This is a genomic window from Massilia sp. P1_C10 (assembly GCF_056406475.1).
This window is the reverse complement of record NZ_JBFUAC010000008.1, coordinates 144,186-159,481: the sequence shown is the minus strand read 5'-3', so window position 1 is coordinate 159,481 and position 15,296 is coordinate 144,186. Positions and strand designations below refer to the sequence as shown.

General features: G+C 64.3%; 14 protein-coding genes. 9 read left to right on the top strand and 5 right to left on the bottom strand.

Annotation, left to right across the window (positions count from 1 at the left end; all coding sequences use genetic code 11):
* The first annotated feature begins 1 nt into the window (after position 1).
* The 6 genes from lptC (at position 2) to AC1D02_RS17635 (ending at position 5,049) form a co-directional block, all read left to right on the top strand.
* A complete protein-coding gene (gene lptC, locus AC1D02_RS17660) occupies positions 2–610 on the top strand; it encodes an LPS export ABC transporter periplasmic protein LptC (RefSeq protein WP_477319227.1) in 609 nt (202 codons plus the stop codon).
* Positions 611–634: 24 nt separating this feature from the next.
* Positions 635–1,192, top strand: a complete 558-nt coding sequence (gene lptA / locus AC1D02_RS17655) for a lipopolysaccharide transport periplasmic protein LptA (RefSeq protein ID WP_477319225.1) — start codon at positions 635–637, stop codon at positions 1,190–1,192.
* The gene (gene lptB / locus AC1D02_RS17650) at positions 1,192–1,947 is read left to right on the top strand and encodes an LPS export ABC transporter ATP-binding protein (protein WP_477319387.1); all 756 of its coding nucleotides are present in this window, start codon (positions 1,192–1,194) and stop codon (positions 1,945–1,947) included. Before lptA ends, lptB begins: the two co-directional genes overlap by 1 nt.
* A gap of 3 nt (positions 1,948–1,950) precedes the next feature.
* Positions 1,951–3,447: an RNA polymerase factor sigma-54 gene (locus AC1D02_RS17645; RefSeq protein WP_477319223.1), complete on the top strand. Its 1,497-nt coding sequence runs from the start codon at positions 1,951–1,953 to the stop codon at positions 3,445–3,447.
* 71 nt (positions 3,448–3,518) lie between these two features.
* Positions 3,519–3,872: a ribosome hibernation-promoting factor, HPF/YfiA family gene (gene hpf, locus AC1D02_RS17640; RefSeq protein WP_477319221.1), complete on the top strand. Its 354-nt coding sequence runs from the start codon at positions 3,519–3,521 to the stop codon at positions 3,870–3,872.
* Positions 3,873–3,966: 94 nt separating this feature from the next.
* Entirely contained in the window at positions 3,967–5,049 is a 1,083-nt protein-coding gene (locus AC1D02_RS17635; RefSeq protein WP_477319219.1) for an enoyl-CoA hydratase/isomerase family protein, read from the top strand.
* On the opposite strand, the gene rapZ is transcribed toward AC1D02_RS17635, so the two are convergent.
* The 5 genes from rapZ to ilvA form a co-directional block, all read right to left on the bottom strand.
* Positions 5,046–5,909, bottom strand: a complete 864-nt coding sequence (gene rapZ / locus AC1D02_RS17630; RefSeq protein WP_477319217.1) for an RNase adapter RapZ — start codon at positions 5,907–5,909, stop codon at positions 5,046–5,048. The genes AC1D02_RS17635 and rapZ overlap by 4 nt on opposite strands.
* 60 nt (positions 5,910–5,969) lie before the next feature.
* Complete coding sequence (hprK, locus tag AC1D02_RS17625) at positions 5,970–6,905, bottom strand: HPr(Ser) kinase/phosphatase (protein ID WP_305507922.1); 936 nt, start codon at positions 6,903–6,905, stop codon at positions 5,970–5,972.
* A gap of 51 nt (positions 6,906–6,956) precedes the next feature.
* Entirely contained in the window at positions 6,957–7,439 is a 483-nt protein-coding gene (locus AC1D02_RS17620) for a PTS sugar transporter subunit IIA (RefSeq protein WP_477319214.1), read from the bottom strand.
* 190 nt (positions 7,440–7,629) lie between these two features.
* The gene (gene queF / locus AC1D02_RS17615; protein WP_477319212.1) at positions 7,630–8,457 is read right to left on the bottom strand and encodes an NADPH-dependent 7-cyano-7-deazaguanine reductase QueF; all 828 of its coding nucleotides are present in this window, start codon (positions 8,455–8,457) and stop codon (positions 7,630–7,632) included.
* A gap of 81 nt (positions 8,458–8,538) precedes the next feature.
* The gene (gene ilvA / locus AC1D02_RS17610) at positions 8,539–10,101 is read right to left on the bottom strand and encodes a threonine ammonia-lyase, biosynthetic (protein WP_477319385.1); all 1,563 of its coding nucleotides are present in this window, start codon (positions 10,099–10,101) and stop codon (positions 8,539–8,541) included.
* Between the two features lie 142 nt (positions 10,102–10,243).
* Here ilvA and AC1D02_RS17605 point away from each other — a divergent pair, with 142 nt between their 5' ends.
* From AC1D02_RS17605 to AC1D02_RS17595, 3 genes are all read left to right on the top strand, one after another.
* Positions 10,244–10,735 carry a YqaA family protein gene (locus tag AC1D02_RS17605; protein ID WP_477319210.1) on the top strand — a complete coding sequence of 164 codons (492 nt, stop codon included), beginning with the start codon at positions 10,244–10,246 and terminating at the stop codon, positions 10,733–10,735.
* A gap of 112 nt (positions 10,736–10,847) precedes the next feature.
* Positions 10,848–14,864: a DUF3683 domain-containing protein gene (locus tag AC1D02_RS17600; RefSeq protein ID WP_477319383.1), complete on the top strand. Its 4,017-nt coding sequence runs from the start codon at positions 10,848–10,850 to the stop codon at positions 14,862–14,864.
* On the top strand, positions 14,861–15,295 hold the full coding sequence (locus AC1D02_RS17595) for an HIT family protein (RefSeq protein ID WP_477319208.1): 435 nt from the start codon (positions 14,861–14,863) through the stop codon (positions 15,293–15,295). The genes AC1D02_RS17600 and AC1D02_RS17595 overlap by 4 nt, the downstream gene beginning before the upstream one ends.
* Position 15,296: the final 1 nt, after the last annotated feature.

The window sequence follows — 15,296 nt, the reverse complement described above, 5'->3', positions numbered from 1 at the left end:
GATGAGCCGCGCCAACCACAAGCGCACCGCGCATCGCTGGCAGGTCGGCGGAATGCTGATCGGCGGCGTGGTGCTCGCGCTGGGCAGCTTCTGGCTGGTTCAGGTGATCAACGGCGGCGACATCGGCAAGGCGTCCGATCCGCTCAAGGGCGAGCCCGACTACACTGTCGAGAAGTTCAGCTTCGTGCGCATGACGCCGGCCGGCAAGCCGCGCTACATCATTTCTGGCGACAAGCTGACGCACCGTCCCGACAACGACGTGTCCGACGTCGAGGGGCCGGTGATGCAGAGCATGTCGGAGACGCAGCATCCGACCACCATCACGGCCAACCATGCCCGGCTCGACCAGGTGCGCAACGTCGTCGAACTGCGCGAAAACGTCAACATCGAACGCCCGGCGTCGGCCGCAGGCCAGCGCCTGCGCCTGAAAACCGAAGCGCTCACCGTCCTGCCGGACGACGAGCAGATGAAAACCGCGGCGCCGGTCGAGATGCTCTCGGGCGCCAATACGATCACCGGCGTGGGAATGTTCGCCGATAACGCCGCGCGCCACGTGAACATCGCCAGCAAGGTGCATATCGTGCTGCCTCCGCCGCCGCCGCGCCGCTAATCCACATTAGAAACCCAGGACAACATGAAAAAGACCTTGCTGCTGATCGTGCTGATGGCCGCCACTTTCCAGATGGCCCAAGCCGAACGCGCGGACTCGAACAAGAAGACGGAGATCACCGCCGATTCCGGGTCGGTGGACGACGTCACGCAAATCCGCACCCTCGTCGGCAACGTCCAGCTCACGCGCGGCACGCTGGTCATGAAGGCCGGTAAAGCGGTCATGCGCACCGACCCGGAAGGGTTCAGCTATGTCACGTTCACCGCGTCGGCCGGCGGCCTGGCCACCTTCCGCCAGAAGCGCGATGGCGGCGATTTCTGGGTCGAGGGCGAGGCCGAGCGCATCGAGTATGACAACAAGGCGGAGATACTGAAGATGTACACGCGGGCCAAGCTGACCAAGCTGGAAGGCGCGCGGGTCGCCGACGAAGTCGAAGGCGCCTTCATCTCCTACGACAGCCGCAAGGAATTTTCCAGGGTCGAGAACACCAATACCGGCGAATCGAAACCGGGCGGCGGACGGGTCAAGATCACGATCCAGCCTCCCGTTAAGTCCGCGCCGGCGCCGGCGGGAAAGCAATGATGGATACAAAATCCTGCGGTAACACCCTGATCGTGCGCGGCCTGCAAAAGAGCTACGGCAAGCGGCTGGTGGTGCGCGACGTTTCGCTGCAGGTCGAATGCGGCGAAGTGGTCGGCCTGCTCGGCCCGAACGGCGCCGGCAAGACCACCTCGTTTTACATGATCGTCGGCCTGGTGCCGTCGGACGCCGGCTCGATCGACATCTCCGGCGTCGATATCTCCAGCCTGCCGATCCACCGCCGCGCGGTGCTCGGCCTGTCCTACCTGCCGCAGGAGGCCTCGGTGTTCCGCAAGCTGACGGTGGAGGACAACATCCGCGCCGTGCTCGAGCTGCAGAAGGTCGACGGCAAATCGCTGACCAAGGACCAGATCAACGAGCGCCTCGATACCTTGCTGGCCGACCTGCAGATCGAGAAGCTGCGCGAGAACCAGGCGATGTCGCTGTCGGGCGGCGAGCGGCGCCGCGTCGAGATCGCGCGCGCGCTGGCGACCAATCCGCGCTTCGTGCTGCTCGACGAGCCGTTCGCCGGCGTCGACCCGATCGCCGTGATCGAGATCCAGCGCATCGTGCGCTTCCTGAAGGAGCGCGGCATCGGCGTGCTGATCACCGACCATAACGTGCGCGAGACGCTCGGCATCTGCGATCGCGCGTATATTATCAATCAGGGTGCGGTGCTTGCTTCGGGACGTCCCGACGACATCATCGCGGACGAATCGGTGCGCCGCGTCTACCTGGGCGAACATTTCCGCATGTAAGCCATGAAACAGTCACTGCAACTACGGACTTCCCAACACCTCGCGCTGACGCCGCAGCTGCAGCAGTCGATCCGTCTGCTGCAGTTGTCCACGCTCGAGCTGCAACAGGAACTGACGCAGCTGCTGTCCGATAATCCGCTGCTCGAACGCCTCGACGACCCGCTCGACAACTCGGTGCGCCTGCTGGCCGATGGCGCCATCGGCACGCCGGCGTCGCCGGGCGAAGCGCCGTCCGAGCCGGGCGCGCAGGACGCGCCGCCGGGCGAGGGCAGCGGCGAGGCGCCCGGCGCCGGCGAAGGCGAGGGCGGGGGCGACGGCGAAACCCCCGAGGCGGCCGGCGGCGACAGCGAGGACTGGGGCGAGGCGGGCCGCAACAAGACCCCCGACGACGAGGATTCGCGGCCGCAGATCGAAGCGTCGGCGACCACCCTGCGCGATCATTTGATGGAGCAGATGCGCCTGGCCATGCTGGGCACGCGCGACCGCGCGCTGGTCGAACTGATGATCGACGCGCTCGACGACAACGGCTACCTGACCGAGTCGCTCGAAGAGATCCTCGAGCGCCTGCCGCCCGAGCTGGAACTCGACCTCGACGAACTGAAGACCGCGCTGTCGCTGCTGCAAAGCTTCGACCCGGCGGGCGTCGGCGCGCGCAACGCCTCCGAATGCCTGGCGCTGCAGATCAAACGCATGCCCGGCGTGCCGCTGGTCACGCGGCGCATGGCGCTCGACATCGTCTGCAAGCACCTGGCCTGGTTCGCCCAGCGCGATTTCAACAAGCTGAAAAAAGCCCTCGACTGCGACGACGAGGACCTGCGCGAGGCGCAGGCCGTGATCCGCAACTGCAATCCGCATCCGGGCGCGGCATTCGGCACCGGCGCCTCCGACTACGTGGTGCCGGACGTGATCGTGCGGCGCGCGAAGAACGGCTGGACCGTCTCGCTGAACCAGGAAGTGATGCCGCGCCTGCGCGTCAACAGCATGTACGCCAACCTGCTCAAGAACGGCAAGGGCGAAGGCCAGCTGGGCGCGCAGCTGCAGGAAGCGAAGTGGCTGATCAAGAATATGCGCCAGCGCTTCGATACGATCCTGCGCGTGGCGGAGGCGATTGTCGAGCGGCAACGGAACTTTTTCAGCCATGGCGCGGTTGCCATGCGTCCACTTGTGCTGCGCGAAATTGCTGATACACTGGGTCTACACGAGAGTACGATATCTCGTGTGACAACCCAAAAATACATGCTCACGCCGCATGGTATGTTTGAGTTGAAATACTTTTTTGGGAGCCACGTCGCCACCGAAGCAGGGGGAGAAGCATCCTCCACGGCGATACGGGCACTCATCGTGCAACTCACAGGAGCCGAAGACCCTAAAAACCCTTTATCAGACAGTAAGATCGCAGACATGCTGGGGGAACAGGGGATGGTTATTGCACGACGCACGGTCGCCAAGTACCGTGAAGCGCTCAAGATACCGCCAGTGGCCCTCCGTAAAAGTTTGTAGATCGACCTCACACGCTGTTCCTCTGCGCGTATGACGCACGAACAGGTAGCGACATCATCAAAGGAGTGTGTATGAATCTCACAATCAGTGGACATCATCTTGAAGTGACCCCAGCCATCCGTGAATACGTACAGAACAAACTGGAGCGAGTGAAGCGTCATTTCGATCAAGTGATCGACATCGCCGTGATCCTCACCGTCGATAATCTGACTGAAAAAGAAAAACGGCAAAAAGCCGAGATCAACTTGAGGCTGCCGGGTAAAACCGTGAATGTCGCCAGCCTGTCACACGACCTGTACGCTGCCATCGACAGCCTGATCGACAAGCTCGATCGACAAGTCATGAAATACAAATCCCAAGTGCAGGAGCACAACCACCAGGCCATCAAGCATCTGCAAGAGCCGGAGCTCCCCGCCGCCGCATAAGGCCGGCATCACCTGAAAGCGAGGGCGCCGTCGGCGCCCTTTTTGTATCTGGCGCCTGCGTTAAAATACGCCCTTTCCGACCACGATCCCGACCATGACCGACTTCGTCAAAACCCGCATCGCCAACCGCACCGGCATCATCACCCTGGACCGCCCGCGCACGCTCAACTCGCTGTCGCTGGAAATGATCCGCGCGCTGTCCGACGTGCTGCTGGCGTGGCGCGACGATCCCGCGGTGGACGCCGTGGTCCTGCGCAGCAGCACCGACAAGGCGCTGTGCGCCGGCGGCGACATCCGCTACTTCCACGACGTCGGCACCTTGCCGACGACCGGCGGCAGCGCCTCGCTGGAAGACTTCTTCACCGAGGAATACACGCTCAACCACCTGATCCACTTCTACCCGAAGCTGTATGTGGCGGTGATGGACGGCGTGGTGATGGGCGGCGGCCTTGGCATCTCCGAAGCGGGCCCGGACACCGGCCTGCGCGTGGTCACCGACGGCACCAAGCTGGCCATGCCCGAGGTGAACATCGGCCTGTTCCCGGATGTGGGCGGCAGCTACTTCCTGGCGCGCGCGCCGGGCAAGCTTGGCCTGTACCTTGGCCTGACCGGCCTGACCGTGCGCGCCGCCGATGCGCTGTACGCCGGCCTGGCCGACACCTTCGTGCCGCAGGCGCAGATGCCCGCGCTGGCGCAGCTGATCGAAGAGACGCCAGGCGCGGAGCTGCGCGCGGCGATTACGCAGTTTGCCGCGCCGTTTTCGGCAGGCGTCGGCACGCTCGAAACGGAGCGCGCGTCGATCGACCGCCACTTCGGCGCGCCGACTGTCGAAGCGATCATGGCGTCGCTGGAGTCGGACGACAGCGTGTTCGCGCAGAAGGCGCTGGCCGCGATGAAGAAGCGCTCGCCGCTGCTGATGCGCGTGACGATCGAGCTGCTGCGCCGCGGCGCGGACATGAGCCTGGCCGACTGCCTGCGCCTCGAGCGCATCCTGGTGCGCCGCAATTTCGAGCATGGCGAAGTGCTGGAAGGGATCCGCGCGCTGGCGATCGACAAGGACAACGAGCCGAAATGGAATCCGCCGACGCTGGCCGAAGTGACCGACGAGATGGTCGCGCGCTTCTTCGACTCGCCCTGGCCGGAGCGGGCGCACCCGCTGCGCGACCTGGGGAATTAAGACTGTTCGCGGTGGCGCAGCACGACCCGTTCGGTCGGGCTGAAATGCGCCGCGAGCCGTTCGGCCATGTACACCGAGCGGTGCTGGCCGCCGGTGCAGCCTAGCGCCACGGTCAGGTAGCTGCGGTTGTCGGTCTTGAACGACGGCAGCCACTTTTCGATGAAGACGCGGATGTCTTCCAGCAGCTCGGCCGCGCTGGGCTGGGCGTCGAGGAAGGCGATTACCGGCGCGTCCATGCCGGTGAGCGGGCGCAGCGTGATGTCGTAGTAGGGGTTCGGCAGCGCGCGCACGTCGAACACGAAGTCCGCATCGAGCGGCACACCGAGCTTGAAGGCGAACGATTCGAAGAACAGCGTCAGCGGCGCGCGTTCGATCTCCACCAGCTCCTTGATCCATGCGCGCAGCTTGCTCGCCGACAGCTCGGAGGTGTCGATCACGTGGCCGAGCTGCTCGATCGCCGACAGGCGCTCGCGCTCTTCCAGGATGCATTCGATCAGGGTGCGGCGCGCGGCCGGATTGGCGTGCGGGCGTAGTTCGTGCGACAGCGGATGACTGCGGCGCGTCTCGGAAAAGCGCGCCACCAGCGAATGCGTGTTCGCGGTGAGGAACATCACCTTGACGTCATGGCCCTGGTCTTTCAGCATGCGCACGTTGGCGGGCAGGTCGACCAGCGACTCGGCGCTGCGCGCGTCGACCGCGACGGCCAGGCTTTCGCTGCCTTCGGCATGGAGGGTGTCGACCAGCTGCGGCAGCAGGGCCGGCGGCAGATTGTCGACGCAGTAGTAGCCGCCGTCTTCGAGGACGTTGAGGGCCACGGACTTGCCGGAGCCGGAGATACCGGTGATGAGTACGATGCGCATGTATTGATGATACCGCAAGCTGCTGTTTGGGGTCAGGTCCGCCGGACCTGGCGCCGTGTTTCAGTCGCCGCTCATGGCCTGGCGCTGGCGCTCCATGAATTCCTGCAGCGTGTCGATGCCGCGCAGTTGCAGAATCGTGTTCCGCACCGCGGCCTCCAGCAGCACCGCGATGTTGCGGCCGGCCGCCACGGGAATCACGACCTTGCGCACCGGCAGGCCCAGCACTTCCTCGGTCGGGAACATGAACGGCAGGCGCTCGACTTCCTCCTCCAGCGCGCTGCGCCGCACCAGGTGCACGATCAGCTTCAGGCGCATCTTGCGCCGCACCGCGGTCTCGCCGAAGATCGCCTTGATGTCCAAAAGGCCCAGCCCGCGCACCTCGAGCAGGTTTTGCAGCAGCGCGGGGCAGCGTCCCTCGATCATGTTCGGCGCGATGCGCGAAAACTCCACCGCGTCGTCGGCCACCAGGCCGTGGCTGCGCGAGATCAGCTCGAGACCCAGCTCGCTCTTGCCCAGGCCCGAGTCGCCGGTGATCAGGACGCCCACGCCCAGCACGTCCATGAACACGCCGTGCATGATGATTCGCTGCGCCAGTTTCTTCGACAAATACACGCGCAGGTAGTCGATCACTTGCGCGGCCGGCAGCGGCGTGGAGAACAGCGGAATATTTTGCTCGTCGCAGATGGCGAGGATGTCGGGCGGCGTGTCGAGGCCCTGGGCGATGATCAGCGCCGGCGGGCCGCCCGCAATCAGCTCGCCGATGACGTGGCTGCGCGAACTCGATTTGAGGCGGTGGTAGTAAGTGAGTTCCTGGTGCCCGAACACCTGGATGCGGCCGGGGTGGATCAGGTTCAGGTGGCCGACCTGGTCGGCCGCCGAAGCCACGTCGCCGGAGATCAGACGCTCACCGCCGGGAAAGCCGGCGAACCAGCCAAGCTGCAGGCTTTCGCGGTTGTCGTCGTACAGCCGTTGGATCGTCAGCGGGGTTTGCAGCATGAACGGGTCTTCTGAAAAGTGAAGGGCGGCAAGGCGCCCGGCACCGGAAGTTTAACCCAAGGCTTGCAGGCTAGGTTGCCAATTGACGATGCGCGCATGCACCGATTTCGGATCGGGATCGGTCGCCAGCGCGGTGCGGATGGCGTCGTCGGAAAACATTTCGGCGATCTCGGACAGGATCTCGAGGTGCTGCTGGGTGACGTGGTCCGGGATCAGCAGGAAAAACAGCAGGTTGACCGGCAGGCCGTCCGGGGACTCGAACGGGATCGGTTCGGCCAGGCGCACGAATGCGGCCAGCGGGGACTTCAGGCTCTTGCTGCCCTTGATGCGGCCGTGCGGCACGGCGACGCCATGGCCCAGGCCGGTGGAGCCGAGGCGCTCGCGCGCGAACAGGTTGTCCGACACGGTCGAGCGGGCGATGCCGCAGTTGTTCTCGAAAATCAGTCCTGCCTGCTCGAAAGCGCGCTTCTTGCTGGACACTTCGAGATCGAGCAATACGTTCTCGAGAGATAAAATTTTGCTAAGGTTCGTCATAAGACCATCGATGGTGCGACGCACAAAGGTGCTTGCGAGCCAGAATTATAGGCCTGTTTCCCGGCCGTGGCATGCGAATTCTGGCGCCGCAACTGTTCAACAACACGGCCTGCGCCCCTTGATCACGCTATTCCCAATGTGGTAATAACGTCAATACGGGGCGTTGGCATCGTTGAGTTGTGTCAAACGTCTATTGACGCGCGTTACGCAGATTGGGAGGGCGCCCACTGGTAAAGTTGGTACGCCAGGGGTTAATATCAAGCCCACCGCGGCGGGTATATCTGGCGTACACAGCCAGTTTTTGCGGCTTGCAGCTGCGCATGATGTCGACGAAGATGCGCTCGACACATTGCTCGTGAAACTCGTTGTGCTCGCGGAAACCGATCAGGTAGCGCAGCAGGCCCTCCTGGTCGATCTGCGGGCCGATGTAGTGAATTTGCACGCTGGCCCAGTCCGGCTGTCCGGTGACCAGGCAATTCGACTTCAGCAGGTGCGACACCAGCTTCTCTTCGACCGGCGCCTCGTCGTGGCTGGCCGACAACAGCGACGGCATCGGCGAGTATTGGTCGACTTCGATGTCGAGGCGGTCCAGCAGCAGGCCGTCGAGTTCGCCCATCTTCAGCGTCTCGAACTGTTCCGGCAAGGTCAGCGTGACCTGCACCGGCGCGCCGAAGCCGCCCGACAAGTCTTCGCGCAACAGCGCGAGCAGCGCCTCCTCGTTGGCCAGGCGGGTCTGGTTGAACGAATTTAAATACAGCTTGAACGACTTCGACTCGATAATATTCGGCGTGTCGGCCGGCGCGACGATGGTCGCGATCGCGACTTGCGGCTTGCCGCGCATGTTCAGCCACGAAATTTCGTAAGCGTTCCAGATATCGACGCCGAAGAAGGGCAGGGTGCCTTGCAGCTGCAATTCGTCGCGCTTGCCCTGGCGCGGGATAGGGAACAGCAAGTCCGGCGCGTATTGCGTCTGGTAGGCGGAGGTTTTGCCCAGCGGCGATTGGTCAACAGTAGTCATACTTCTTTCGGTGGGGTCAGACCCGCTTTTTAGTAAGTCAAAAGGGCATTTGTCCGTTTTTTAGGCGGGTCTGACCCCTTTTTATAGGAACAGCTTGTAGACGGGATTGGCGCTTTCATCCCAGTAACGATAGCCCAGCGTGGTGAGAAATTCGCGGAACTGGCCCATCTCGTCCGGCGGCACCTGCAGCCCCACCAGGATGCGGCCGACGTCGCCGCCCTGGTTGCGATAATGGAACAGCGAGATATTCCAGTTCGGCGCCATGCTGTCGAGGAAGCGCATCAGCGCGCCGGGCCGCTCCGGAAATTCGAAACGATACAGCAGCTCGTCGTGCGCCAGCGCGCTCTTGCCGCCGACCAGGTGGCGGATGTGCAGCTTGGCCAGCTCGTCGTGGGTCAGGTCGAGCGTGCGGAAATCGTGCGCCTCGAACGAGCGCGCCAGCACGCCGGACTCGCCGCGGTTGGCGATCTGGATGCCGACGAACACGTGCGCGTCGGCCTCGCCGCTGATGCGGTAATTGAATTCGGTGACGTTGCGCGGGCCCACCAGTTGGCAGAATCGCTTGAAGCTGCCGCGCTGCTCGGGGATCGTCACGGCGAATACCGCCTCGCGCGACTCACCCAGTTCCGCCCGCTCGGCGACGAAACGAAGGCGGTCGAAGTTCATGTTGGCGCCGCCGGCCACCGCCACCAGCGTCTCGCCCTTGATCGGGTTGCGGCTCAGCGCCGAGCGTTCGACGTACGCCTTGGCGCCCGCCACCGCCAGCGCGCCGGCCGGCTCGAGGATGCTGCGCGTATCCTGGAACACGTCCTTGATCGCCGCGCAGATCGCGTCGGTATCGACGATGATGATCTCGTCGACCACCTTCTGCGCGATGCGGAAGGTCTCTTCGCCGACCAGGCGCACCGCGGTGCCGTCGGAGAACAGGCCGACGTCCGGCAGCGTGATGCGCTCGCCCGTTTTCAGGCTGCGCGCCATCGCGTCCGAGTCCAGCGTCTGCACGCCGATCACCTTGATGTCCGGCCGCACCTCCTTGACGTAGGCGCCGATGCCGGCCACCAGCCCGCCGCCGCCGATCGCGACAAAAATCGCGTGGATCGGACCTGAGTGCTGGCGCAAAATCTCCATGCCGATGGTGCCCTGGCCGGCGATCACGTCGGGGTCGTCGAACGGGTGCACGAAGGTCAGCTTCTGCTCTTTTTCCAGCGTGATCGCGTGGTTGTAGGCGTCGGTGTACGAGTCGCCGTGCAGCACGATCTCGACGTTCGGCCCGCCGCGCGCGCGCACCGCGTCCACCTTGACCGGCGGGGTCGTGGTCGGCATCACGATCAGCGCGCGCCCGCCCAGCTTGCAGGCCGACAGCGCCACTCCCTGCGCGTGGTTGCCGGCCGACGCGCAGATCACGCCGCGCTTCAGCTGCGCCGGCGACAGGTTGGCCATCTTGTTGTAGGCGCCGCGCACTTTGAAGCTGAACACGCCCTGCATGTCCTCGCGCTTGAAATAGATCCGGTTGTCGAAGCGCTCCGACAGCGTCGGCGCCAGCTCCAGCGGCGTTTCATCGGCCACGTCGTAGACGCGCGATGTCAGGATTTTTTTCAGGTAGTCGATAGTCATAGTCTGCGGACAAAAAGTTCGTTGGCGAATGCGTGACTGTTCTTATCGGCGGATGACCGAGGCGTGCAGTGCGAATGCCTGCCGCGGGTAGCGGGCCGGGCGTATCGTGTCGTGGCGATGGATTTTCCTCATTATAATGGACGACTCGCGCCGCCGCTTCCCAAGACCCCCAATGATCGAATCCGCAGTAATCTGGCTGCTCAAGCTCATCGCCGCCCCGGCCGTCGGCCTGACTTCGATCTTCATCATCAGCTTCGTTTCCGCCACCCTGGTGCCGCTCGGCTCCGAACCGGCGGTGTTCGCCGTCGTGAAGGCCAACGGCGCGATGTTCTGGCCGGCGATCCTGGTCGGCACGGCCGGCAACACGCTGGGCGGCGCGCTCGACTACTTCATCGGCTATCGCGCCAAGGTGGCGTTCGCCAAGGAGCGCGAGTCGCGCTGGTTCGCCTGGCTGGGGCGCTACGGCCCGAAGACCATGCTGCTGTCCTGGATGCCGGGCATCGGCGATCCGCTGTGCACGATGGCGGGCTGGCTGCACATGCCGTTCTGGCCGAGCGTGATCTACATGGCGATCGGCAAATTCGCCCGCTACGTCAGCATGACGACCTTGCTGCTGTACGTGCCGGACGGATTCTGGAAGCGGATCGCCCACATGCTGGGGTAGTCCGCAAATACTTGACTAGTCAAGTATCGCAAATGGCAAGGCCCGCCAGCGTGGTGCAGCGCAATAAGCTAGAATGGATTTCCCCTGGGTCAGCCACAAAGTCCACCACTACATGAACGCCCCCGTCCCCCTCCAGGCGCTGCTGTCCGACACGCCGAACGGTCCCGCACCAACCCGGCTGCGCGAAATCCCCTACAACTACACCTCGTTCTCCGACCGTGAAATCGTGATCCGCCTGCTGGGCGAATCGTCCTGGCAGCTGCTCGACGATCTGCGCGGCTCGCGCCAGACCGGGCGCTCGGCGCGCATGCTGTACGAGGTGCTGGGCGACATCTGGGTGGTGCGCCGCAACCCGTACCTGCAGGACGACATGCTGGACAACCCGAAGCGGCGCCAGGAACTGATCGACGCGCTGCACCATCGCCTGGCCGAAGTCGACAAGCGCCGCCTGGCGGTCGACGACGAGGGCGGCGACCCCGACATCGCCCGCAACCGCAGCGCCAACGTGGAACTGCTGCTGGCCGCGGCGCGCAAGGCGGTCGACGACTTCGGCGCCGAATTCCGCGCCACCTACGACCTGCGCAAGCGCGCCGTCAAGGTGCTGGGCCGCTACACCGAGAAGCACAACATCCGCTTCGACGGCATCAAGCGCGTCTCGCACGTGACCGACGCCACCGACTGGCGCGTCGAATACCCGTTCGTCGTGCTCACGCCCGACACCGAAGACGAGATGGCCGGCCTGGTCACCGGCTGCATCGAGCTTGGCCTGACCATCATCCCGCGCGGCGGCGGCACCGGCTATACCGGCGGCGCCATTCCGCTGACGCCAATGTCGGCCGTGATCAACACCGAAAAACTGATCGACCTGGGCGCGGTCGAAATGACGCGCCTGCCGGGCGTGGACCGCGACTACGCGACAATCTACTCCGGCGCCGGCGTCGTCACCAAGCGCGTCTCGGACGCCGCCGACAAGGCCGGCTTCGTGTTCGCGGTCGATCCGACGTCGGCCGAAGCATCCTGCATCGGCGGGAACATCGCCATGAACGCCGGCGGCAAGAAGGCCGTCCTGTGGGGCACCGCGCTCGACAACCTGGCCTCGTGGAAGATGGTCGACCCGAACGGCGACTGGCTCGAAGTCACGCGGATGGACCACAACCTGTCGAAGATCCACGACGCTCCGGTGGCCACCTTCAAGCTCGAATGGACCCACCCGAACGCGCGCGGCGAGTCGAAGGACGCGCCGTTCAAAACCGAGACCCTGACCATCGAAGGCCGCAAGTTCCGCAAGGAGGGCCTGGGCAAGGACGTCACCGACAAGTTCCTCTCCGGCCTGCCCGGCATCCAGAAAGAAGGCTGCGACGGCCTGATCACGTCGGCGCGCTGGATCCTGCACCGGATGCCGAAGTACGCGCGCACCGTCTGCCTCGAATTCTTCGGCCAGGCGCGCGACGCGATTCCGTCGATCGTCGAGATCAAGGACTACCTCGACGGCCTGCCGGCGAAGGGCGCGCAGTTCGAAACCGTGCGCCTGGCCGGCCTCGAACACCTCGACGAGCGCTATCTGCGCGCGGTGGGCTACGCCACCAAATCGAAGCGCGCGGTGCTGCCGAAGATGGCGCTGTTCGGCGACATCGTCGGCGACGACGAAAACGCCGTGGCGCTGGCCGCCTCCGAAGTGGTGCGCATTGCGAACACCCGCGTCGGCGAAGGCTTTGTCGCCGTCAGCCCCGAGGCGCGCAAGAAGTTCTGGCTCGACCGCGCCCGCACCGCGGCCATCGCCAAGCACACCAACGCCTTCAAGATCAACGAAGACGTCGTCATCCCGCTGAACCGCATGGGCGAATACACCGACGGCATCGAGCGCATCAACATCGAGCTGTCGATCAGGAACAAGCTGCAGCTGGTGGAACAGCTGCGCGCCTTCATCGGCGGCGGCAACCTCCCCGTCGGCAAGAGCGACGACGCCAGCGGCGAGTCGATCGGCGCCGACGAGATGCTGGGCGACCGCGTGCAGCAGGCCGACGAAGTGATGGCCGAAGCCGAGGCGCGCTGGCGCTGGCTGCTGGATAACCTCGACCAGCCGCTGGCGGACGCGAAAGAGCAGATGTACCAGCTCGGCCTGCAAAAGCTCGACGCGATGTTCGAAGCGCGCCTGGCCGAGCAGCCCGACGCCACCGTGTTCGACATGGTCCAGGATCGCACCATCCGCGTCTCGTGGAAGCAGGAGATCCGCGCGCAGGTGCGCCAGATCTTCAACGGCGCCGCCTTCAAGGCGATCCTCGACGAGCTGGCCGCGATCCACGCCAGGGTGCTGCGCTCGCGCGTGTTCGTCGCGCTGCACATGCACGCCGGCGACGGCAACGTCCACACCAACCTGCCGGTCAACTCGGACGACTACGCGATGCTGCAGGACGCGCACCAGGCGGTCGGCCGCATCATGAAGCTGGCGCGCTCGCTCGACGGCGTCATCTCCGGCGAACACGGCATCGGCATCACCAAGCTCGAATTCCTGCACGAGGACGAGATCAGCGAATTCCGCGACTACAAGCTGCGCATCGATCCGGAAGGGCGCTTCAACAAGGGCAAGCTGCTCAACCTCGACGGCCTCGGCGCCGACCTGCGCAACGCCTACACGCCGTCGTTCGGCCTGATGGGCCACGAATCGCTGATCATGCAGCAGAGCGATATCGGCGACATCGCCAACAGCATCAAGGACTGCCTGCGCTGCGGGAAGTGCAAGCCGGTATGCACCACGCACGTGCCGCGCGCGAACCTGTTGTATTCGCCGCGCGACAAGATCCTCGCCACCTCGCTGCTGGTCGAAGCCTTCCTGTACGAAGAGCAGACCCGCCGCGGCGTCTCGATCAGGCACTGGGAAGAATTCGAGGACGTCGCCGACCACTGCACCGTGTGCCACAAGTGCGTCACACCGTGCCCGGTCAACATCGACTTCGGCGACGTCTCGATGAACATGCGTAACCTGCTGCGCAAGATGGGCAAGAAGAGCTTCAAGCCGGCCAATGCGGCGGCGATGTTCTTCCTGAACGCGACCGACCCGACCACGATCAACGCCACGCGCGCGGCGATGGTCGGCATAGGTTTCAAGGCCCAGCGCATGGGCAATACGCTGCTGCGCAAATTCGCGCACAAGCAGGTGGGGGCGCCGCCGCCGTCGACCGGCAAGCCTCCGGTGCGCGAGCAGGTGATCCACTTCATCAACAAGAAAATGCCGGGCAACCTGCCGAAGAAGACCGCGCGCGCACTGCTCGATATCGAAGACGACAAGATCATCCCGATCATCCGCAATCCGCAGCAGACCACGGCCGACACGGAAGCGGTGTTCTACTTCCCGGGCTGCGGCTCGGAGCGATTGTTCTCGCAGGTCGGACTGGCGACCCAGGCGATGCTGTGGGAAGTCGGCGTGCAGACCGTGCTGCCGCCCGGTTACCTGTGCTGCGGCTATCCGCAGCGCGGCGCCGGCCAGTACGACAAGGCCGACAAGATGATGACGGATAACCGCGTGCTGTTCCACCGCATGGCGAATACCCTGAACTACCTCGACATCAAGACGGTGCTGGTTTCTTGCGGCACCTGCTACGACCAGCTGGCCACCTACGAGTTCGACAAGATCTTCCCCGGCTGCCGCATCATGGACATCCACGAGTACCTGCTGGAGAAGGGCGTCAAGCTCGAAGGTGTCAACGGCACGCGCTACATGTACCACGAGCCTTGCCACAATCCGATGAAGCTGCAGGATTCGGTGAAGACCGTGAACGCGCTGGTAACGACCGTGGACAACGTCAAGATCGAAAAGAACGACCGCTGCTGCGGCGAATCGGGCACCTTCGGCATTTCGCGTCCCGACATTGCGACGCAGGTGCGCTACCGCAAGCAGGACGAGATGGAGAAGGGCGCCGTCAAGCTGCGTGCCGACGGCTTCGAAGGCGAGGTTAAGATACTCACCAGCTGCCCATCGTGCCTGCAGGGCCTGACGCGCTACAACCACGACGCCGGCGCTACCGCCGACTACATCGTCGTCGAAATTGCCAAGCACCTGCTGGGCGAGAACTGGCTGCCGGACTATGTCGCGCGCGCTAACAACGGCGGCATCGAAAGGGTTCTCGTATGATTGGTGCGGCAGACCGATGTGAGTTGTGCGATCTGAAGGCCGATGTCATCTGGGCCGACGACAAGATGTCGATCATCCTGGTCGACGACGCGACTTATCCGGGTTTCGTGCGCGTGATCTGGAAGGATCACGTGAAAGAGATGAGCGACCTGGCCGACGCCGATCGGCTGGCAATCAACGACGCCGTCTGGCGCGTCGAGCTGTCCGTGCGCGCCGAGATGGCGCCGCACAAAGTCAACGTCGCCAGCCTGGGCAACGTGGTGCCGCATTTGCACTGGCACGTGATTCCGCGTTACGCTGACGACGCGCACTTTCCGAGCCCCGTGTGGTGCGCGGCGGTGCGCCGGACCGAAGAAGAGATATTGGCGGCGCGGCGCGCGCTGCTGCCGAACCTGCGTGCGGAGATCGTCCGCCGAATGAATGAAAGATAAG

Bases quoted from the DNA above. Each gene is read 5' to 3' on its own strand.
- AC1D02_RS17620 (WP_477319214.1), bottom strand. From the start codon at position 7,439: ATGACGAACCTTAGCAAAATTTTATCTCTCGAGAACGTATTGCTCGAT.
- AC1D02_RS17635 (WP_477319219.1), top strand. From the start codon at position 3,967: ATGACCGACTTCGTCAAAACCCGCATCGCCAACCGCACCGGCATCATC.
- queF (WP_477319212.1), bottom strand. From the start codon at position 8,457: ATGACTACTGTTGACCAATCGCCGCTGGGCAAAACCTCCGCCTACCAG.
- hprK (WP_305507922.1), bottom strand. From the start codon at position 6,905: ATGCTGCAAACCCCGCTGACGATCCAACGGCTGTACGACGACAACCGC.
- AC1D02_RS17595 (WP_477319208.1), top strand. From the start codon at position 14,861: ATGATTGGTGCGGCAGACCGATGTGAGTTGTGCGATCTGAAGGCCGAT.
- lptA (WP_477319225.1), top strand. From the start codon at position 635: ATGAAAAAGACCTTGCTGCTGATCGTGCTGATGGCCGCCACTTTCCAG.
- AC1D02_RS17645 (WP_477319223.1), top strand. From the start codon at position 1,951: ATGAAACAGTCACTGCAACTACGGACTTCCCAACACCTCGCGCTGACG.
- rapZ (WP_477319217.1), bottom strand. From the start codon at position 5,909: ATGCGCATCGTACTCATCACCGGTATCTCCGGCTCCGGCAAGTCCGTG.
- hpf (WP_477319221.1), top strand. From the start codon at position 3,519: ATGAATCTCACAATCAGTGGACATCATCTTGAAGTGACCCCAGCCATC.
- lptB (WP_477319387.1), top strand. From the start codon at position 1,192: ATGGATACAAAATCCTGCGGTAACACCCTGATCGTGCGCGGCCTGCAA.
- AC1D02_RS17605 (WP_477319210.1), top strand. From the start codon at position 10,244: ATGATCGAATCCGCAGTAATCTGGCTGCTCAAGCTCATCGCCGCCCCG.
- lptC (WP_477319227.1), top strand. From the start codon at position 2: ATGAGCCGCGCCAACCACAAGCGCACCGCGCATCGCTGGCAGGTCGGC.
- AC1D02_RS17600 (WP_477319383.1), top strand. From the start codon at position 10,848: ATGAACGCCCCCGTCCCCCTCCAGGCGCTGCTGTCCGACACGCCGAAC.